This is a genomic window from Streptomyces sp. NPDC094034, from assembly GCF_040303865.1.
GTDB lineage: Bacteria > Actinomycetota > Actinomycetes > Streptomycetales > Streptomycetaceae > Streptomyces.
Genome location: NZ_JBEOUD010000007.1, coordinates 141804 through 161767, shown reverse-complemented (window position 1 = coordinate 161767; position 19964 = coordinate 141804). Strand labels below are relative to the sequence as shown.

Genomic DNA, 19964 nt, shown 5'->3' with positions numbered 1-19964 from the left:
GGGCTACGCACGAGGCTGCCCCGCGCTACGACTCGCGCGGTACGGCTACAGTCGCCTCCATGACCAAGTGGGAATACGCGACCGTGCCCCTTCTCGTGCACGCGACCAAGCAGATTCTGGACACCTGGGGCGAGGACGGCTGGGAGCTCGTCCAGGTCGTTCCCGGGCCGAACAACCCGGAGCAGCTGGTGGCCTATCTGAAGCGGGAGAAAGCCGCATGAGCGGAGCCGTCGAGGCCACCCTCGCCGGCCTCGGGCTGAGGCTGCCCGAGGTCGTACCGCCGCTGGCGGCCTATCAGCCGGCCGTACGGTCCGGCGCGTACGTCTACACCGCGGGCCAGCTCCCGATGGTGGAGGGCAAGCTTCCGGTCACCGGCAAGGTCGGCGCCGAGGTCACCGCGGAGGAGGCCAAGGAACTGGCGGCCACCTGCGCGCTGAACGCCCTGGCCGCCGTGAAGTCCGTCATCGGCGATCTGGACCGGATCGCGCGCGTGGTGAAGGTCACGGGCTTCGTCGCCTCGGCCGCCGACTTCACCGGCCAGCCGGGTGTCCTCAACGGTGCGAGCGAACTGCTCGGCCAGGTCCTCGGGGACAAGGGCGTGCACGCGCGCAGCGCCGTGGGCGTGGCGGTGCTGCCGCTGGACGCGCCGGTCGAGATCGAGATCCAGGTGGAGCTGACCGAGGGCTGAGCTGACCGAAGGCTGGGCTGACCGAAAGCTGGGCTGACCGAAGGCAGAGCTGATCGAAAGCTGGGCGCGTGCGTCCTGCTGTTGGCGCTTTCGCTTCCGCTTCCGGTGTTTCCACGTCTGGAGTTCCTGCGTCTGGAGCTTTCCCGTCCGGCGCTTCGCTGAAGATCCCGCCCGGTGCGTGTATGTATGGCGGCACCGGGCGGGATCTTTCTGTACGTGGTGCCCAACACATGGCCCCCAGCGCCTCTCGAACATCCCCGTGCCAGCGCATAGCATCCGGCCATGCCCAATGGTCAGTGGTACCCGCCCGAATGGCCCGCGCGGATCCGGGCCCTCGCCGCCGGTGAGATCACCGCGATGACTCCCCGGCGGGCCGCGACCGTGATGCTCCTGCGCGACGATCCCGCCGGCCCGGCCGTCCATATGCTGCGGCGCCGCGCCTCCATGGCGTTCGCCGCGGGCGCGTACGCCTACCCCGGCGGCGGAGTCGATCCCCGGGACGACGACCCGGCCGTCGGCTGGGCCGGCCCCGGCCGTGACGTATGGGCGCGACGGCTCGGCGTCGACGCCGCGTCCGCGCAGGCCATCGTGTGCGCGGCGGTCCGCGAGACCTACGAGGAGGCCGGCGTCCTGCTCGCCGGGGAGACCGCCGACACGGTCGTCGGCGACACCACGGGCGACGACTGGGAGGCCGACCGCGTCGCCCTCGCAGGGCACGAGCTGTCGTTCGCCGAGTTCCTCAACCGGCGCGGGCTGGCGCTGCGCAGCGATCTGCTCGGCGCGTGGGCCCGCTGGATCACCCCGGAGTTCGAACCGCGCCGCTACGACACCTGGTTCTTCGTGGCCGCGCTCCCACCGGGCCAGCGGACCAGGAACGTTTCCACGGAGGCCGACCGTACGGTGTGGATCAGACCGGCCGAGGCGACGCAGGCGTACGACAGGGGCGAGCTGCTGATGATGCCGCCGACCGTCGCGACGCTGCGTCAGCTCCAGTCGTACGGTACGGCCGACGAGGCGCTCGCCGACTCCGACGGCCGCGATCTGGCGCCTGTACTTGCCACGGCCCGGCTGGAGGGCGAGGAGCTGGTGCTCAGCTGGCCCGGTCACGAGGAGTTCACCAAGCACGTGGAACCGAGGCCGAGCGAACAGCAGGGCCCGAGCCCGAGGCCGAGCACCGACCCGGGCCTCGAACCGAGGCAGAGCCCCGACCCGGGCCCCGACCCCAGCCCCGACCCGAGCCCCCATCCGTATCCGTCGGGAGGTCCCCGATGACCGACGCCGCCGCCCTCCCGGGCCAGCCGCGCGGCGGGGTGCTCTCCGGTCCCGCCACGGCCCGCGCCATCAATGTCCTCGCCCCGAACGCCTCCGCGATGACCCTCGACGGCACCAACACCTGGATCGTCTCGGAGCCGGACTCGCCGTCGGCGGTCGTCATCGACCCCGGCCCGCTCGACGAACTCCATCTCAAAGCGGTCATCGAAGTCGCGGAGAGGGCCGGGAAGCGGATCGCGCTGACCTTGCTCACCCATGGCCACCCGGACCACGCGGCCGGCGCGGCACGCTTCGCCGCGCTCACCCGTACCCCTGTCCGAGCCCTGGACCCGGCGCTGCGCCTCGGGGACGAGGGGCTGACGGCCGGGAACGTCATCACCACCGGGGGTCTTGAGCTGCGGGTGGTGCCCACCCCGGGCCACACCTCCGACTCGCTCTCCTTCCATCTGCCCGCCGACCGCGCGGTGCTCACCGGCGACACCATCCTGGGCCGGGGCACGACACTCGTCGCGCACCCGGACGGCAGGCTCGGCGACTACCTCGACTCGCTCCGCCGGCTGCGCTCGCTCACGGTCGACGACGGAGTCCATACGGTGCTGCCGGGCCATGGGCCGGTCCTGGACGACGCCCAGGGCGCCGTCGAGTTCTATCTCGCTCATCGCGCGAACCGGCTCGCCCAGGTCGAGACGGCCGTGGAGAACGGGCACCGTACGCCCGCAGAGGTGGTGGCGTATGTGTACGCGGGGGTGGACAGATCCCTGTGGCCCGCGGCCGAACTGTCCGTAAGGGCGCAGCTGGAGTATCTGCGCGAGCACGGCCTCATCTGACGGCCGCGTTCGGGGGAACGAAGGGCAGAAGGGCGAAGGGCGAAGGGCGGAAAGCAGAAGGGCCCCGCCAGGAGGCGGAGCCCTTCGTAAAGCCGGTCTGGTGGTCCCAGTGCCCAGTGGCGGGGGGCAGCGGGTGTCAGCCCGTGTCGGCCCGCGTCAGCGGGAGCGCTTCGCGAGGCGCTCCACGTCCAGCAGGATCACCGCGCGCGCCTCAAGACGCAGCCAGCCGCGCTGCGCGAAGTCGGCGAGCGCCTTGTTGACCGTCTCGCGGGAGGCGCCGACCAGCTGGGCCAGCTCTTCCTGGGTCAGGTCGTGGACGACATGGATGCCCTCCTCCGACTGGACGCCGAAGCGGCGCGACAGATCGAGGAGCGCGCGGGCCACGCGGCCCGGGACGTCGGAGAAGACCAGGTCGGACATCTGGTCGTTCGTCTTGCGCAGTCGGCGTGCGACGGCGCGCAGCAGGGCCGTGGCCACCTCCGGGCGGGCGTTCAGCCAGGGCTGGAGGTCGCCGTGGCCGAGCCCGAGGAGCTTGACCTCGGTGAGCGCGCTCGCGGTGGCGGTGCGCGGGCCGGGGTCGAAGAGGGACAGCTCGCCGATCAGTTCGCCGGGGCCGAGTACGGCCAGCATGTTCTCGCGGCCGTCGGGGGAGGTGCGGTGAAGCTTGACCTTGCCCTCGGTGACCACATAGAGGCGGTCGCCCGGGTCGCCCTCGTGGAAGAGCGCGTCACCGCGCGCGAGCGTCGCTTCACTCATCGAGGCGCGGAGCTCCGCCGCCTGCTCGTCATCGAGCGCCGCGAAGAGCGGGGCACGCCGCAGAACGTCGTCCACGTGTTCTCTCCTTGTCGACCTGCTCAGGGAACTGTGGTCCCCACCTGCGAAGGGACCGTGGTCCCCATGATGCCGTACGGGCCGCTTGTTCTCGGGTGGCTTGGCATCCCCGGGCTGATTGGTCCGGGTACCGAATTCCGGTTGTTCGAAACCGTGCGATCAGTCACAAGTTTGACGTACGCGCGTGCCCCACTGTGCCCTGGATGCCGATTCGGGTGGCGATGGGCCGTGGCCGGGGCGGATGTCAGTGCGGGGCTTTACGCTGGCCGAGTGTCCAACTCGCCGGTGACAGCGCAGGCCAAGGGGGCTGGAAGAGTGTCCGCGGAGAAGAATTCCGCTGTGGGCGAACAGCCTTCAGTGAAACGGAAAAAAGCCGCAAAAGGGTCAACGGGCAAGGCGGTGACCAAGACCGCGGCCGCAGAGCCCGCCGCCAAGACCACGACAGAGGCCACGGCCAAGACCACGACAAAGGCCACAGCAAAGGCCACGGCCCAGACCACGGCCAAAACCGCAGCCAAAGCCACGGCCAAACCGGAATCGCATCTGGCGATGGTCCGCCGGGCCCGCCGGATAAACCGCGAGTTGGCCGAGGTCTATCCGTATGCCCATCCCGAGCTCGATTTCCGGAACCCGTTCGAGCTCCTGGTGGCGACGGTCCTGTCCGCCCAGACCACCGACCTGCGGGTCAACCAGACGACGCCCGCGCTCTTCGCGAAGTACCCGACCCCCGAGGACATGGCCGCGGCCGTGCCGGAGGAGTTGGAGGAGGCCGTCCGCCCGACGGGCTTCTTCCGGGCCAAGGCGAAGTCGCTCATCGGCCTGTCCACGGCGCTGCGTGACCGGTTCGACGGCGAGGTCCCGGGCCGACTGGAGGATCTGGTGTCGCTGCCGGGCGTGGGCCGCAAGACGGCGAACGTCGTTCTCGGCAATGCCTTCGGCGTCCCCGGCCTCACGGTCGATACCCACTTCGGCCGGCTGGTCCGCCGCTGGAAGTGGACCGAGCAGGAGGATCCGGAGAAGGTCGAGGCGGAGATCGCCGCTATCTTCCCCAAGAGCGAGTGGACGATGCTCTCGCACCGCGTGATCTTCCACGGCCGCCGGATCTGCCACTCCCGCAAGCCGGCCTGCGGTGCCTGTCCGATCGCGCATCTCTGCCCCTCGTACGGAGAGGGCGAGACGGACCCGGAGAAGGCGCGCAAGCTGCTGAAGTACGAGATGGGCGGCTATCCCGGCCAGCGTCTGAGCCCGCCCGCCGACTACCCGGGCAAACCGGCCCCGGCGCGCGTTGAGTAGGCGAGGGGTCCTCGCCGTATGAGGACACGACGGCACCAGCTCAACACGGGCACGGAGCACGCACCGCGCGCATGAAGTACGAAGCAAGAAGCACGAAGCAGGAAGCACGAAGCGCAAGCACGAAGCGCCAAGCGCAAGTACGAAGCACGAACGAGTGGAGCCGGATGCGGGCGGAACGATCCGGCCGACGGCAGGCGTTGTACGACAGGGGTGCCTATGACGCGAGCTGAAAAGACCTACCGAGCGAAAGAGACCTACGGCGACCCGGCGACGGCCGGGGTCGCCGTCTCCGCCGACGGGCTGCCCGACTGGCTGATGCCCGTCGTGCGCGCCGCGCGGACCGTCGTACCGGAAGAGCTCAGCCGCTTTCTGCCGCCGGAGAGCGGCGACGGGCGGCAGTCCGCCGTCCTGATCCTCTTCGGCGAGGGCGCCCGCGGCCCCGAGCTCCTGCTGATGGAGCGTTCCAGCACCCTGCGCTCGCATCCGGGACAGCCCTCGTTCCCCGGCGGCTCCCTCGATCCCGCCGACGGCGATCCGGCCACCACGGGACCGCTGCGGGCGGCGCTGCGCGAGGCCGAGGAGGAGACCGGTCTCGATCCGTCCGGGGTCCAGCTCTTCGGCGTGCTGCCCAAGCTCTACATCCCGGTGAGCGAGTTCGTCGTGACGCCCGTGCTCGGCTGGTGGCGCAGCCCCACCCCCGTGGGCGTCGTCGACCCCGGCGAGACCGCCCGGGTCTTCACCGTCCCCGTGGCGGATCTCACGGACCCGGCCAACCGCGCGACCGCCCGGCACCCCAGCGGCCACCGCGGCCCGGCCTTTCTGGTCGCATCCGCGCTGGTCTGGGGCTTTACGGCCGGAGTGATCGACAGGATCCTGTACTTCGCGGGCTGGGAGCAGCCATGGGACCGCTCCAAGCTGGTCCCGCTCGACTGGCGTGCATGACAGGCTGACCCCCAATGTTCCACCCTTCGGAGGTTCCTGACCTCGGTGGCTCCGCCGCCGGTCGCCAGGGCCGCCGGAACCTCCGTACCGACGGCCGGGCGGGGCACCCCGCCGAAGGGGCGGGGCGATGGAGACGTATCCGCGAGGCAAGCGAGGCTATTGACGGTGAACGTGCTGGACATCCTGCTGCTGCTCGCCGCCGTGTGGTTCGCGGTCGTCGGCTACCGCCAGGGTTTCGTGGTGGGCATCTTGTCGGTGATCGGCTTTCTCGGTGGCGGTCTCGTGGCGGTGTATCTCCTGCCCGTGGTCTGGGCGGAGATGACCGCGGACTCCGAGGTCTCCACGACGGCCGCCGTCGTCGCGATCGTCATAGTGATCGTCTGTGCCTCGGTGGGCCAGGCCTTCACCACGCACCTCGGCAACAAGCTGCGCCGCTACATCACGTGGTCGCCGGCCCGCGCCCTGGACGCCGGTGGCGGCGCGCTGGTCAATGTCGTGGCCATGCTGCTCGTGGCCTGGCTGATCGGCTCCGCCCTCGCCGGGACCTCACTGCCCACGCTCGGCAAGGAGGTCCGCAGCTCAAAGGTGCTGCTGGGGGTCTCCCGCGTGATGCCCACCCAGGCGTCCAGCTGGTTCACGGACTTCTCGTCGGTACTGGCCCAGAACGGCTTCCCGCAGGTCTTCAGCCCGTTCGCCAATGAGCCCATCACCGAGGTGCAGGCCCCGGATCCGGCGCTCGCGGGCAGCCCGGTGGCGGCCCGCGCCCAGCAGTCGATCGTCAAGGTCGTCGGTACGGCGCCCACCTGCGGCAAGGTCCTCGAAGGATCAGGCTTCGTCTTCGCCGACCGACGGGTGATGACCAACGCGCATGTGGTCGGCGGCGTGGAGGAGCCCACCGTCCAGATAGGCGGTGAGGGACGGCTGTACGACGCCAAGGTCGTCCTCTACGACTGGCAGCGCGACATCGCCGTACTCGACGTGCCGAACCTCCCTGCCGAGCCGCTCCAGTTCACCGACAAGGACGCGGTCAGCGGCGACAGCGCGATCGTCGCGGGCTTCCCGGAGAACGGCTCGTACGACGTACGCTCCGCGCGCGTCCGGGGCCGTATCGACGCCGACGGCCCCGACATCTACCGTCACGGCGAGGTCCGGCGCGATGTCTACTCACTGTTCGCGACCGTACGCCAGGGCAACTCTGGAGGCCCGCTCCTCACCACCGAGGGCAAGGTGTACGGAGTGATCTTCGCCAGGTCGCTCGACGACCCCCAGACCGGCTACGCCCTGACGGCGGACGAGATCCGCGACGACATCACGCTCGGCCGGAGCGCCAACCAGCAGGTCGACACCCAGGGGTGCGCACTCTAAGCGCTCAGAGCCGTGTCGCTCAGAGCCGTGTCGCTCTCGGCTGTGTCGTTCTGGGCCGTGTCGCTCTCGGCTGTGTCCTCAGAGTTCCGCCCGGCCCGCCGGGCGGAACTCTGAGACATGCCCTCAGGAACGCTGATGGCGCAGCCGGGCGGAGACCCAGCGCGCTCTGCGGCGGAGGATCAGGGAAATACCGAGCCGGGGATCATGGCCCTGCTCGTCGGACCCGCCCCTTCTGTGGGTGATCGGCGCAGAGGCCGAGCGGCGGTTGCGTGCTGCGTCACCGTAGTCGTGCGTCCAGCCCATACTTCGACCTGTGCCCCTGGCCCATGGTCGGTAACCGCGCGAGAGAGGGCCAATTGGCCTATGCGCGAGGCATTTGGCTGTTCGTAGGACAAGCGTTCAAAGGGTGATAACCGGGGCGGGCGGCGCGTCGCTCTTCACCAGTCCGTGTCAGCCGCCCGCAGCCGCAGGAGCCGGGCGGGAGCCGCCTGTAGTCGCAGCCGCGCCCAGCCGCAGGAGCCGCCCGCAGCCGCAGCCGCCCGCAGCCGCCCCCGGTCGCCGTCGACGGGCCTCGCCGCCCACGTGCCTCGCCGCCCCCCACACCCCCGTTCAGCGGTCCGGCTCGGGGTCCTTGAGCCAGTTGATGAGTTCCGCCGAGAACGCGGCGGGGTCCTCCTCGTGCGGAAAGTGCCCCAGACCATCGAACAGCCGCCAGCGATAGGGCGCTTCCACATACTCGGCCGACCCCGCCGTGCTGCGCGTTCGCATCGCCGGGTCGAGTGACCCGTGCAACTGGAGCGTCGGCACCCGCACCGGCCGCTTCATCCGCCGGTTGAACTGGATGCCGTCCGGCCGCGCCATCGACCGCACCATCCAGCGGTACGGCTCGATCGAGCAGTGCGCGGTCGACGGGATGGTCATCGCGCGCCGGTAGATCCCGATCGCCTCGTCGTCGGGCGGCCGGGGGCCCGACCAGTCCCGGATCAGCTGCCCCACCAGCGCCGCGTCGTCGGCCACGAGCTGACGCTCCGGCAGCCACGGTCGCTGGAAGCCCCAGATATACGATCCGGCGCGGCTCTGCGAGAGGTCGGAGAGCATCGCCGAGCGCCAGCGGCGCGGGTGCGGCATCGAGGACACCGCGAGCCGGCGCACCAGCTTGGGCCGCATCACCGCCGCCGTCCAGGCGAGATAGCCGCCCAGATCATGGCCGACGAGCGCCGCGTCCGGCTCGCCGAGAGAGCGCACCACCCCGGTGATGTCGAGCGCCAGATTGGCGGGGTCGTACCCCCGGGGCGTACGGTCGCTACCGCCCACCCCCCGTAGATCCATGGCCACCGCGCGAAACCCGGCGTCCGCCAGCGTGGTCAGCTGATGGCGCCAGGTCCACCAGAACTGCGGGAAGCCATGGAGCAGCAACACCAGCGGCCCCTCGCCCATCTCGGCGATATGGAAGCGCGCACCATTGGCCGCCACATCGCGATGGGTCCAGGGACCATCGAGACGGACGGCGGAAGCCGGTGTCGCTCCTGAGGTCCCACCGAAGGGCGTGCCAGGCACCGTGCCGGAGGTCTTGCCGGGGTCGGATTCAGGGGCGGTCATGCAGACGAGCGTGCCACAGACTTGGTGACTTCCCGGACCTGGCGGGGATGCGGCTTCACGTTCTGAAGGACGGCCGCCGTCTCCTTGGCCGAGGCGATGGACTTCTCCGGCGGCTTCACCTTCTTGAACTTCAACAGCGCGAGCCCGGCGAGCAGCGCCGCGAGGATCAGAAACGCTCCGCCCACGATCAGGAACGACCAGGCGAGCCCGAGCCCCAGATTGTGGATCCCGTACGCGGCGGCGAAACTCAGCACCGGCAGGGAGAACAGGGCGAACACCGCCGCGATCGCGATGGCGGTCCCGCCCGTCACACCACGCTTGACGTCCTGTCGGATCTCGGCCTTGGCCAGGGCGATCTCATCGTGCACCAGCGCGGACATCTCGGCGGTGGCCGAGGCGACCAACTGGCCAATGCTGCGGTCGCCGGCGGCGGCTTCGATCACGGTGCCGGTCCGGACGGCGTCGGCGACATGCTTGCCGGGGTCGCTCATCGGTGACTCCCTCTTCTCGCTCTTCTCGGCTACGGACCGTCGGCTACGAATCCGTTGTCCGATCATGCCGGACCGTCGCCGTCTCCGCGCGCTGCCCCGCGTGTTCCGCCAGCCGACGGTGCTCGGCGGCCTTCGCCTCGTACAGCTCCGCCATGCGCAAGTGGTATGCCGGATCGTCCTGTTCATAGATGTCGGGGATACCGTCCCGGTCCTCGTCCCGCTCCTCCTCCTCGTACAACGCACGGTACGTGCGGACCCGCAGCTTCAGCAGTACCCCGGAGAAGACGGCGGCTATGACCGAGCCGGTCAGCACCGCGGCCTTCACCTCGTCGGTGAGCGCGGGGTTCGTCGAGAAGGCCAGCTCGCCGATGAGCAGCGAGACGGTGAAACCGATCCCGGCGAGCGAGGCGAGCGCGAAGACATCGGGCCAGGCCAGGTCCTCGTTCAGCTCGGCCTTGGTGAAGCGCGCGGCCAGCCACGTGCCACCGAAGATACCGACCGCCTTGCCGACGACCAGCCCCAGTACGACACCAAGGGTTTCCGGCTGGGTGAAGACCTCGCCGAGCGCATGGCCCGAGACCGAGACTCCCGCGGAGAAGAGCGCGAACAGCGGTACGGCCAGACCTGCCGAGATGGGGCGCACCAGATGCTCGATGTGCTCGCCGGGGGATTGGTCCTCGCCCTCGTTCTTGGTGCAGCGCAGCATCAGACCCATCGCGACACCGGCGATGGTGGCGTGGACGCCGCTGTTGTACATCAGGCCCCAAATGACCAGCGCCAGCGGGATGTACACATACCAGCCGTGTACGCCCTTGCGCAGCAGGATCCAGAAGACGACGAGACCGGCGACCGCGCCGCCGAGCGCCGCGAAGTCCAGATCGCTGGTGAAGAAGATGGCGATGATCAGGATGGCGAAGAGATCGTCGACGACCGCGAGGGTGAGGAGGAAGGCACGCAGCGCGGAGGGCAGGGAGGTGCCGATAACCGCGAGGACGGCGAGCGCGAAGGCGATATCGGTGGCGACGGGCACGGCCCAGCCGCTCAGAGACCCGCCGCCGGTCGTGTTGACCAGCACATAGACCAGTGCGGGCACGATCATTCCGCAGAGCGCGGCGATCACGGGGAGTGCGGCGGCCTTGGGATCGCGCAGTTCCCCGGCCACCAGTTCGCGCTTCAGCTCGATACCGGCGACGAAGAAGAAGATGGCGAGCAGACCGTCGGCCGCCCAGTGCTGTATGGAGAGGTCGAGGCCGAGCGCGGCGGGTCCGATGTGGAAGTCGCGTACGGCCTCGTAGTTGTGGCTCAGCGGGGTGTTCGCCCAGAGGAGGGCGGCGATGGCGGCGACGAGCAGAAGGACGCCGCCGACGGTCTCCGTGCGCAGTGCCTCAGCGAGATAGTTCCGCTCGGGCAGCGGGAGCCGTCCGAGGAACTTACGGCTGGTGGGTGTGGGCGCGGATATGGGCACAGCGGAGTCCTCCGGTCGATCTGCGGGCATGACGCATCACATGCCGACCAGACTTCCCGGCGCACCTTGAAAATCTTGTTGTGTTTTTTACGCGTTGCCTACTTTACCCGGCCGCGGCTGTCGCCGCGCAGGGGAGCACACAGTAGGGCGCCCGGCATCGAATACCGAGCGCCCCACTGCTTACATACCGACGGACCGAAGGACCCGACGGACCGAAGGACCTGACGTACCTGACGGACCCGACGTGCCGACGAATCTACGGACGTACGGACGTACTTACGTACCCGCCCCGCTCAGTCCTCGCTGGTCGCGCTGGGCAGCTGGGACTGGATGAGCTCCATGACCGACGAGTCGGTGAGCGTGGTGACATCGCCGAGCTGGCGGTTCTCCGCGACATCCCGCAGCAGCCGCCGCATGATCTTGCCCGAGCGGGTCTTCGGCAGTTCCGCGACGGGGAGGATCCGCTTGGGCTTCGCGATCGGACCCAGCGTGGTGCCGACATGGTTGCGCAGCTCGGCCACGAGACCGTCGTCGACGACGGCCGAGCCCCGCAGGATCACGAAGGCGACGATGGCCTGGCCGGTCGTCTCGTCCGTGGCACCGACCACGGCGGCTTCGGCGACCTTGGGGTGCGAGACGAGGGCCGACTCCACCTCCGTCGTCGAGATGTTGTGGCCGGAGACGAGCATGACGTCGTCCACCCGCCCGAGCAGCCAGATATCGCCGTCGTCGTCCTTCTTCGCGCCGTCCCCGGCGAAGTACTTGCCCTCGAAGCGGGACCAGTACGTGTCGATGAACCGCTGGTCGTCGCCCCAGATGGTGCGCAGCATCGACGGCCAGGGCTCGGTCAGGACGAGATAGCCGCCGCCCCCGTCGGGTACCTCGCGGGCCTCGTCGTCCACGACGGTCGCCGAGATCCCTGGCAGGGCGCGCTGGGCGGAGCCCGGCTTGGTCTCCGTCACGCCGGGGAGCGGGGAGATCATCATGGCGCCGGTCTCGGTCTGCCACCAGGTGTCCACGATCGGGGTCTTGCCTGCGCCGATGTGCTCGCGGTACCAGATCCACGCCTCGGGGTTGATCGGCTCACCGACCGAGCCCAGCACCCGCAGGGAAGTGAGATCGAACTTCGCGGGGATGTCGTCTCCCCACTTCATGAACGTACGGATGGCGGTCGGCGCCGTGTAGAGGATCGTCACCCCGTACTTCTGGATGATCTCCCAGAACCTCCCCTGGTGCGGGGTGTCGGGAGTGCCCTCGTACATCACCTGGGTGGCGCCGTTGGCCAGCGGCCCGTACACGATGTACGAGTGGCCGGTCACCCAGCCGATGTCGGCCGTGCACCAGTACACGTCCGTCTCGGGCTTGAGGTCGAAGACGGCGTGGTGGGTGTAGGCGGCCTGGGTGAGATAGCCGCCCGAGGTGTGGAGGATGCCCTTGGGCTTACCCGTCGTACCCGAGGTGTAGAGGATGAAGAGCGGGTGCTCCGCGGGGAACGCCTCGGGGGTGTGCTCCGGGGACTGACGCCCGACGATGTCGTGCCACCACACATCACGGGAGTCGTCGAAGGCGGTGTCCTGGCCGGTACGGCGGACCACCAGCACCCGCTCGACCTGCGGGCACTTCGCCACGGCCTCGTCGATGGCCGGCTTGAGGGCGGTCGGCTTGCCGCGGCGGTAGCCACCGTCGGAGGTGATCACCAGCTTGGCGTCGGCGTCCTGGATACGGGAGGCGACGGCGTCGGCCGAGAAGCCGCCGAAGACCACGGAGTGCGCGGCGCCGATCCGGGCGCAGGCCAGCATGGCGACCGCGGCCTCGGGGATCATCGGCAGATATACGGCGACCCGGTCGCCCGCGCGCACCCCCAGCTCGGTGAGCGCGTTGGCGGCCCGCGACACCTCGTCCTTCAGCTCCGCGTAGGTGATCGCGCGGCTGTCGCCGGGCTCACCCTCGAAGTGGATGGCCACGCGGTCTCCGTGACCGGCCGCCACATGGCGATCGACGCAGTTGTAGGCGACGTTCAGCTCGCCGTCCGCGAACCACTTCGCGAACGGTGGGTTCGACCAGTCCAGCGTCTCGGTCGGCTCGGTGACCCAAGTGAGCCGCCTCGCCTGCTCGGCCCAGAAGCCAAGCCTGTCCGCCTCGGCCTGCTCGTACGCCTCCGCCGTCACATTGGCGTGCGCGGCCAGCTCGGTCGGCGGGGCGAACCGCCGGTCCTCCTTGAGCAGGTTGGCCAGGCTTTCGTTGCTCACGACATCTCCCTTTCCCAGGGCGTCCTATGTCCTATGTGTCCCGGGCCAAGCTCATCAGGCGGATGCCCGGGTGACAAGGGGCTTCCAGGAATTGGTTTAGACCTGTGTGATGGGGTCGGATCCGCCGCCCGGACACGGGCCCGGATCCGCTGTCCCCGCGTCCGACTGAGATGTGGCCCTCCTCCCCGGGGTGGTGGGAAGGGGGGCCACAGACTCTCACGGATGCGGTACGAGTTCGGTTCAGGCGCGCGACTCCTCCAGCGTGGTCGGGGCCACCAGATCGAACACCTCTTCGTCGCCGCGGTCACCGCTGGACCCGACTCCGTCCGCCAGCAGATACGCCTGGGCCTCGCCCACATGGAAGTACATCCCGTGCAGTTCCAGGGTGCCCTCGGCCAGCCGTCGGGCCACCGACTCATGGGCCCGCAGATGCTCCAACTGCTGGACGACATTGGTCAGACAGAGCTGCTCGACCGCGTCGGCGGGCAGCCGTCCGGAGATCCTCGCCAAGGAGTGCTGACGGTTTCGCATCCGCTCCAGGCTGGGCAGCCCATGGCGCAGCCAGCGCCGCAGCGGGGTCCCGGACCCGTCCGCGCCGGCGGGGGTGTTCAGCAGCGCCTGCATCGCCCCGCATCCCGAATGCCCGCAGACGGTAATGGACTCCACGCGCAGGACGTCCACCGCGTACTCGATCGCCGCGGCCACCGAATCGTCCGCGCCGTCCGCGCCGGGCAGCGGGACGAGATTCCCCACGTTCCGTACGGTGAACAGGTCGCCCGGACCACTGGACGTGATCATGCTCGTCACCAGCCGGGAGTCGGCGCAGGTGAGGAAGAGCTGAGAGGGCCGCTGCCCCTCGCGCGCCAGCCTGGCCAGCTCAGCGCGTACCAGCGGGGCCGTATTGCGCTGGAAGGAGCTGATCCCGTTGGCCAGTTGACGGATTCCGGGTGAACGCGCCACGCCTGCGGACGGGTGGGTCCCGGACAGGTCGGCCGTGCACAGGTCAGCCGCGCACAGGCTGATGGTGGATGGGTCTGCTGTGGATGGGCCGGCCGCGGGCGGGACGGTTGACGACAGTCCGGCCGCGTACAGGCCGACTGCGGATGGGTCGGTTGTGGGTGAGCCGAGTGCGGGTGGGCAGACCGTGGGCGGGTCGGTTGTGGGTGAGCCGACTGTGGGTGGGCAGACCGTGGGCGGGGCGTGGTCCGTCTGCCCAGAACGCGGCGAGGCGTTCGGCTGCGCGAGAGCGTGCTCTCCGCACGGGTGGTTGCGCCATGGCGTCCAAGGCGGGCAACAGGTGGGCGACTCCATGGCGGGCTCGGCGATCCGGCCGCCCGCCCGGCCGGTGAACTCGGCCGTACCGCCATGGGCGATATGCGCCGTCTGCCAGTCGTGCAGGGCCTCGAACGCCGCATGGTCCATGAAGGATCCATCCAGCTCGACCACGCAGTCCACGTCCCAGGGCACCTGGTGCAGCACCCGGCTGAGCCGAGGCACTGCGAGGAACGTCAACTGGCCCCGCGCGCGTACGCGGTGGACTCCGTCCCGCACCTCGACCGTGATCCGGGTCCTGGTGAGCCGGTGCAGTGCCACCGCGACCGCCACCGCGATCCCGATCACCACGCCCTCCAGCACGCCGGTGAACACCACGGCGGCCAGCGTCACCACATACACCAGCATCTCGCGGTTCCGCTGCACACTGCGGAGATGGACGAGGTTCACCATCTGGACCCCGACGACCATCACGAGCGCGGCCAGGGCGGCCAGCGGGATCAGGTCCAGCACGGGCACCAGCAGCAGGGCCGCGATGGCGATCCACAGCCCGTGCAGCATGGTCGAGTTACGGCTCACCGCGCCGGTCGCCACATTGGCGGCGCTGCGTACGGCGACGCCGGTGATGGGCAGGCCGCCGAGCGCACCCGAGACGACATTCCCGGCCCCTTGTCCGGCCAGCTCCCGGTCCAGCCGGGCGCGCGGGATCTGGACGCCGGGCTTCTTGCGGGCCGCCGCCAGTTTGTCCACGGCGACCGCGGACAGCAGTGATTCGACACTGCCGACGAGAGTGACCGTGAGAACGGCCGCGAGCAGTCCGAGCACCGGCCCCTCTGGCAGCGCGGGCAGGGCATGGCTGCTCCAGGACGGCAGATCGACGCGCTCCAGGCTGACCCCGGCGAGCGCGGCCAGGGCCGTCGTGATCGTCACCGCGGCGAGCGTGCCCGGGATCTTGCGTACGATCCGCCCCGTACGCCCCGGAATCCGTGGCCAGCCGAGCAGTACGGCGATGGTCAGAAGGCTTACGGAGAGCGCGCCCGGATGCAGATTGGCCAACTGGGCGGGCAGACCGCGCACATTGTCGATGGCGGAACTCTGCGGCTTGCCGCCGAGCACGATATGGAGCTGGGCGAGCGCGATCGTGACGCCGATGCCGGCGAGCATGCCGTGCACGATCGCCGGGCTGACGGCGAGCGCCGAGCGGGCGACCCGCAGCGCCGCGAGGCCGAGTTGGGCGAGTCCCGCGCAGATGGTGATGGCGCAGGTGACGCGCCAGCCGAACTGATGGATCAGATCGGCGGTGACGACGGTGAGCCCGGCGGCGGGACCGCTGACCTGAAGCGGGGCCCCGCCCAGCCGGCCGACGACCAGACCGCCGACGGCGGCGGCCACCAGTCCCGCCTGGAGCGGTGCGCCGGTGGCGAGCGCGATGCCCAGGGAGAGCGGCAGCGCGATCAGGAAGACGGAAATCGACGCGGACACGTCGGCTCCGGCGATCCGGAACCCGCGCCCTCCGCGTCCTTCGCCCCCTCCAGGGCCGCGGCGGTCGTCGCGGTCTCCACCGGGCGGTCTGCGGGGCCGTCGGAACTGCGAGATGCGCGTGAACCGGGACACGGTCTCAATGGGAGTGGTCCGGATCGTGGAGTCGACGCGGGCGGTCCAGGACACGGGGTTGGTGCGGGTGGGGATGGCGGCAGTCATATTTCCCGTCTCCTCCGGGCGGCGCGGTCGCAATGTGTGGGGGGCGCGGCCGTGGGTCACGGCGTGCAGTGGCGGGACGTCTTCCTCAACACTCGGTAAATAGATCGTAATGGAGAGTAAAGACTCCGGCATGACTTTCCGGGCAAATGGGGCAATGGTTCACCTGGGGGAGTGATTAGTGATCTTGTACGGCTTGTCGTTTCTTCTTCTTATCGGTCTCAGTGCGACGTTGTCGGCGCTCGGCGCCGTGCCGGCAGTCGTCGCCGCTCGGCACTTCGGTACTGAAATCTGAAGGAAGAGGTGGGCGGATGCTGGCCGCCACAAGGAGAATCGGCTGGGGGGCCGCCGTCATGGCGCTCGCCGTCGGGCTCGCGGGGTGTTCCGGATCTCAGGGAGCCAATGGCAAGGTCACCAATGGCGCACCCGGCCCCGGGAAGGCCCCCGGAGCCGCCGGGAACGCCGTACAACTCATCGGTGACGGCTCGACCGCCTTCACCGGTGCCCAGCCACATATGCCGAAGCCTGAGCAGCTGAAGCCGGGCCAGAAGCCGCCCCAGTTCGTTGTGTTCTCCTGGGACGGCGCGGGCGAGGACAGCCAGAAGCTCTTCTCCCACTTCCGCGGGGTGGCCAAGAAGTACAACGCGAAGATGACGTACTTCCTGAGCGGCGTCTATCTGCTCCCCGAGGAGAAGGCCGACCTGTACGCCCCGCCCCAGCACGGTCGCGGCACCTCGGACATCGGCTTCAATGACAACGACGGGATCAGGGACACGCTGCGGGAGCTGCGGGGCGCCTGGCGCGACGGCAATGAGATCGGCACCCACTTCAACGGTCACTTCTGCGGCAACGAGGGCGGCGTCGGCACCTGGTCCGTCGATGAGTGGAAGAGCGAGATCAACCAGGCCAAGTCCTTTGTGAAGAACTGGAAGACCAACTCGGGCCTGACGGACGAGGCCCCGCTCCCCTTCGACTACGACAAGGAAATGATCGGCGCCCGCACGCCCTGCCTGGAAGGGCAGAAGAACATGATGCGGGCGGCGAAGACGATGGGGTTCCGCTACGACTCCAGCGGCATCGGCGACCAGGTCTGGCCGAAGAAGACGGACAGCCTCTGGGACATTCCGCTCCAGCTGGTACCCGTGCCGGGGCGTGATTTCGAGACGCTCTCGATGGACTACAACTTCATGTTCAACCAGTCGGGGACGGTCAACGGCGATCCTTCTCAGCACGCGTACTGGGGCAACCAGATGCGTGACGGTCTGCTGGAAGCCTTCGACCGCGCCTACAACGGGAACCGCGCGCCGCTGATCATCGGCAACCACTTCGAGTCCTGGAACGGCGGCACGTACATGACCGCCGTCGAGGACACCATCAAGACGGTCTGCGTCCAGAAGGACGTGCGGTGCGTGACGTTCCGCCAGCTCACCGACTGGCTGGACGCGCAGGACCCGCAGACCCTGGAGAAGTACCGCGGCCTGGGCGTCGGCAAGGCACCCAAGGGCGGCTGGACGGCGCTCGCGGCCGCCCCCGCGAGCAAGAGCCCGTCCCCGCCGGCCCGCCCGGCCGACCACTCCGAAGAGCACTGACGGCGCCGCCGGCGGAACGGGGGACGAACGCTTCGGAGTTTCTGGTTCAGGACGGCTGGGGCACGGCGAGTGCTTCGCTCAGGACGAAGGCGGGGTCGACCTGCGCGGCGAGGCAGATTCCTCCTTTTCCTCCTTCTGCGTTCCTCGCACCGGTCGGCGCCGGGGCGCCTTCCGGGCTTCGGGACGCGTGTCGGACTCCGTCCGCCGACTGGGCTGAGGTGTGTGACTCAGGACGGCTGGGGCACGGCGAGTGCTTCGCTCAGGACGAAGGCGGGGTCGACCTGCGCGGCGAGGTCGACACCCGTCTTCGCGTTGCCCCAGCTCTCCGCGTTCCTCAGGTGGAAGTGGACCATCTGCCGCGTGTACCGCTCCCAGTCGCGTAGCTCGTAGGAGTCCTCCGCCGCATCCTGGAGGGTCTGGAGCGCGCAGCGGTTGTCCGCCTCAAGGAGCTCGAAGCGGATCGGCCGGCCCTTCTCCATCGCCCGGACCCAGTCGGAGTGGCCTACGGTGACGAGCAGGTCGTCGCCCACCTCCTCGCGCAGGAAGTCCAGATCGTCCCTGCCCTGGACCTTGTTGCCGATGACCTTCAGCGAGATGCCGAAGTCCCGCGCGTACTGCTTGTACTGGCGGTATACGGACACGCCCTTCCGCGTCGGCTCCGCCACCAGGAACGTCATGTCGAACCGGGTGAACATCCCGGAGGCGAACGAGTCCGAGCCCGCCGTCATATCGACCACCACGTACTCGTCCGGGCCGTCGACCAGATGATTGAGGCACAGCTCGACCGCGCCGACCTTGGAGTGATAGCAGCTCACCCCCAGATCGGACTCGGTGAAGGGGCCGGTGGCCATCAGCCGGATCTCGCCGTCGTCCAGTTGGACGGTACGGGCGCACGCCTCGTACACCGGGTTGTTCTCGCCGACCCGCAGGAGGCGTGACCCCTCACCGGGAGGTGTTGTCTTGATCATCGCCTCGGCCGACGGGATCCGCGGATTGCTGCCCCGCAGATAGTCCTTGATCAGCGGAAGATGCCCACCCATGGCGGGCAGCGCGGCCGCTTCCGTCTCGTCGAGGCCGAGCGCGGCCCCGAGATGCTGGTTGATGTCGGCGTCCACCGCGACGACGGTGGCCTCGTTGGCGGACAGATGACGGATGAAGAGCGAGGACAGCGTGGTCTTGCCGCTGCCGCCCTTGCCCACGAAAGCGATCTTCATGTTCACCTAGAGTAGTGGCAATCTCGCTCAAGGTGAGGTGACTGAGTGAGGAAGACCACTCCAAGGTGGGGCGCGCGGCGAGGGCGCGTAGCCTCCCTACTTATGAGTACGACTGCCTCTGACGCTTCCTTCGCGCCTCGGCCGGACGACCCACTGCTCGCACTGGCCTCCCTGCCCGGTGTTCCCGACGCGGTGGATTCCGTGCGCAGGGCGGTCGACCGTGTCTACAGCCACCGCGTGATGCGCCGCCGCAGCAATGAGGTCACCTCCGAGGCGGCCCTGCGCGCCGCACGTGGCTCTGCGGCGCTGTCCGGTGCGGACTGGGCGCTCGAAGAGGTGCGCCGACGCAGCGACTTCGGTTCGGAGGCCGAGTCCCGTACGGTCGGCGCGGCGCTCCGGCTGAATGCCGAGGCGGGTCAACTCCTCTCCATCTGGGGGCAGTCACCGCTGCGTGTGCTCGCCAGGCTGCATCTGGTGGCCGCCGGGGGCGCGGGTGTCACGGACGAGACCGTGGGGCGGCCCCGGCTCGCCGGCGAGCCGGTCGTGGAGGCGCCCGGAGACGATGTGCCGGAACCGCTGACCAAGGCGCCGCTGCCGGACGCCGACGAGGTGGCCGGGCGGCTGGAGGGACTGTCGCGGCTGGTGATCGCGCCCAGCAGGGCGCCGGCCCTGGTGACGGCGGCGGTGGTGCACGGCGAGCTGCTGGCGCTGCGCCCCTTCGGCTCGTACAACGGCCTGGTGGCGCGGGCGGCCGAGCGCGTCGTGCTGATCGGCAGCGGCCTCGACCCCAAGTCGGTCTGCCCGGCTGAGGTGGGTCACGCGGAGCTGGGGCGCACGGCGTATGCCGCTGCCTTTGACGGTTACGCGTCGGGCACCCAGGAGGGCATGGCGGCCTGGATCATCCATTGTGGTCGGGCGATCGAGCTGGGAGTACGCGAATCGACCGCCGTCTGCGAAGCGCTTCAGCGGGGCGCGGCCTGAGTGGAGGCCGCCCGGGCGAACGTGGCCCGGGTGAAGGCGACCCGGGCGAAGGCGGCCTGAACAGGGTTGCGGCGGCGCCTCGTTGGCACCGCCGCTGGCATGTCCACTGAGTTACCAAGCGTCCTCGTTGTGTTGCCCATCAGGTCGGGTACTTCGCCCGTCACCTGGTGCGGCTGGCCCGTATTCGA

The 19964-nt window shown here is 69.4% G+C and carries 16 protein-coding genes and 1 pseudogene; 9 read left to right on the top strand and 8 right to left on the bottom strand.

Going from position 1 to position 19964, the window contains the following annotated elements:
- Window positions 1-59: 59 nt before the first annotated feature.
- The 4 genes from sp36 (at window position 60) to ABTZ59_RS09615 (ending at window position 2787) form a co-directional block, all read left to right on the top strand.
- Window positions 60-221 carry a Sp36 family protein gene (gene sp36, locus ABTZ59_RS09630; RefSeq protein WP_014178397.1) on the top strand — a complete coding sequence of 54 codons (162 nt, stop codon included), beginning with the start codon at window positions 60-62 and terminating at the stop codon, window positions 219-221.
- Complete coding sequence (locus tag ABTZ59_RS09625; protein ID WP_351393330.1) at window positions 218-688, top strand: RidA family protein; 471 nt, start codon at window positions 218-220, stop codon at window positions 686-688. Before sp36 ends, ABTZ59_RS09625 begins: the two co-directional genes overlap by 4 nt.
- Window positions 689-970: 282 nt before the next feature.
- Window positions 971-1960, top strand: a complete 990-nt coding sequence (locus ABTZ59_RS09620) for an NUDIX hydrolase (protein ID WP_351393325.1) — start codon at window positions 971-973, stop codon at window positions 1958-1960.
- Window positions 1957-2787 (top strand): MBL fold metallo-hydrolase, encoded by an 831-nt coding sequence (locus ABTZ59_RS09615; protein ID WP_351393322.1) that lies wholly within the window; start codon window positions 1957-1959, stop codon window positions 2785-2787. Before ABTZ59_RS09620 ends, ABTZ59_RS09615 begins: the two co-directional genes overlap by 4 nt.
- A 156-nt stretch (window positions 2788-2943) precedes the next feature.
- On the opposite strand, the gene ABTZ59_RS09610 is transcribed toward ABTZ59_RS09615, so the two are convergent.
- Window positions 2944-3618: a Crp/Fnr family transcriptional regulator gene (locus ABTZ59_RS09610; protein WP_030353254.1), complete on the bottom strand. Its 675-nt coding sequence runs from the start codon at window positions 3616-3618 to the stop codon at window positions 2944-2946.
- 270 nt (window positions 3619-3888) lie between these two features.
- On the opposite strand from ABTZ59_RS09610, the gene nth reads away from it, so the two are divergent.
- The 3 genes from nth (at window position 3889) to ABTZ59_RS09595 (ending at window position 7218) form a co-directional block, all read left to right on the top strand.
- Complete coding sequence (nth, locus tag ABTZ59_RS09605) at window positions 3889-4911, top strand: endonuclease III (protein WP_503002506.1); 1023 nt, start codon at window positions 3889-3891, stop codon at window positions 4909-4911.
- A 216-nt stretch (window positions 4912-5127) separates the two neighbouring features.
- Window positions 5128-5853 carry an NUDIX hydrolase gene (locus ABTZ59_RS09600; protein ID WP_351393318.1) on the top strand — a complete coding sequence of 242 codons (726 nt, stop codon included), beginning with the start codon at window positions 5128-5130 and terminating at the stop codon, window positions 5851-5853.
- Between the two features lie 165 nt (window positions 5854-6018).
- Window positions 6019-7218, top strand: coding sequence for a MarP family serine protease (locus ABTZ59_RS09595; protein WP_351393315.1), 1200 nt, complete (start codon window positions 6019-6021; stop codon window positions 7216-7218).
- Between the two features lie 123 nt (window positions 7219-7341).
- Here the strand turns inward: ABTZ59_RS09595 and ABTZ59_RS09590 are convergent, their stop codons facing one another.
- The 6 genes and pseudogenes from ABTZ59_RS09590 to ABTZ59_RS09565 all read right to left on the bottom strand — a co-directional run bounded on the left by ABTZ59_RS09590 (window position 7342) and on the right by ABTZ59_RS09565 (window position 15995).
- Complete coding sequence (locus ABTZ59_RS09590) at window positions 7342-7521, bottom strand: hypothetical protein (RefSeq protein WP_249952792.1); 180 nt, start codon at window positions 7519-7521, stop codon at window positions 7342-7344.
- A gap of 306 nt (window positions 7522-7827) precedes the next feature.
- Window positions 7828-8817 carry an alpha/beta fold hydrolase gene (locus ABTZ59_RS09585; RefSeq protein WP_351393309.1) on the bottom strand — a complete coding sequence of 330 codons (990 nt, stop codon included), beginning with the start codon at window positions 8815-8817 and terminating at the stop codon, window positions 7828-7830.
- Entirely contained in the window at window positions 8814-9308 is a 495-nt protein-coding gene (locus tag ABTZ59_RS09580; protein WP_351393306.1) for a phage holin family protein, read from the bottom strand. Before ABTZ59_RS09580 ends, ABTZ59_RS09585 begins: the two co-directional genes overlap by 4 nt.
- A 62-nt stretch (window positions 9309-9370) precedes the next feature.
- Window positions 9371-10767 (bottom strand): annotated as a pseudogene (nhaA, locus tag ABTZ59_RS09575) (Na+/H+ antiporter NhaA).
- 299 nt (window positions 10768-11066) lie between these two features.
- Entirely contained in the window at window positions 11067-13022 is a 1956-nt protein-coding gene (gene acs, locus ABTZ59_RS09570; RefSeq protein WP_351393303.1) for an acetate--CoA ligase, read from the bottom strand.
- A 240-nt stretch (window positions 13023-13262) separates the two neighbouring features.
- Window positions 13263-15995, bottom strand: coding sequence for a bifunctional SulP family inorganic anion transporter/carbonic anhydrase (locus ABTZ59_RS09565; protein WP_503002482.1), 2733 nt, complete (start codon window positions 15993-15995; stop codon window positions 13263-13265).
- A gap of 308 nt (window positions 15996-16303) precedes the next feature.
- Here ABTZ59_RS09565 and ABTZ59_RS09560 point away from each other — a divergent pair, with 308 nt between their 5' ends.
- Entirely contained in the window at window positions 16304-17581 is a 1278-nt protein-coding gene (locus ABTZ59_RS09560) for a polysaccharide deacetylase family protein (protein ID WP_351393300.1), read from the top strand.
- A gap of 227 nt (window positions 17582-17808) precedes the next feature.
- On the opposite strand, the gene ABTZ59_RS09555 is transcribed toward ABTZ59_RS09560, so the two are convergent.
- The gene (locus ABTZ59_RS09555; protein WP_351393297.1) at window positions 17809-18795 is read right to left on the bottom strand and encodes an ATP-binding protein; all 987 of its coding nucleotides are present in this window, start codon (window positions 18793-18795) and stop codon (window positions 17809-17811) included.
- A 102-nt stretch (window positions 18796-18897) separates the two neighbouring features.
- Here ABTZ59_RS09555 and ABTZ59_RS09550 point away from each other — a divergent pair, with 102 nt between their 5' ends.
- Window positions 18898-19776 carry a Fic family protein gene (locus ABTZ59_RS09550; RefSeq protein ID WP_351393294.1) on the top strand — a complete coding sequence of 293 codons (879 nt, stop codon included), beginning with the start codon at window positions 18898-18900 and terminating at the stop codon, window positions 19774-19776.
- Window positions 19777-19964: the final 188 nt, after the last annotated feature.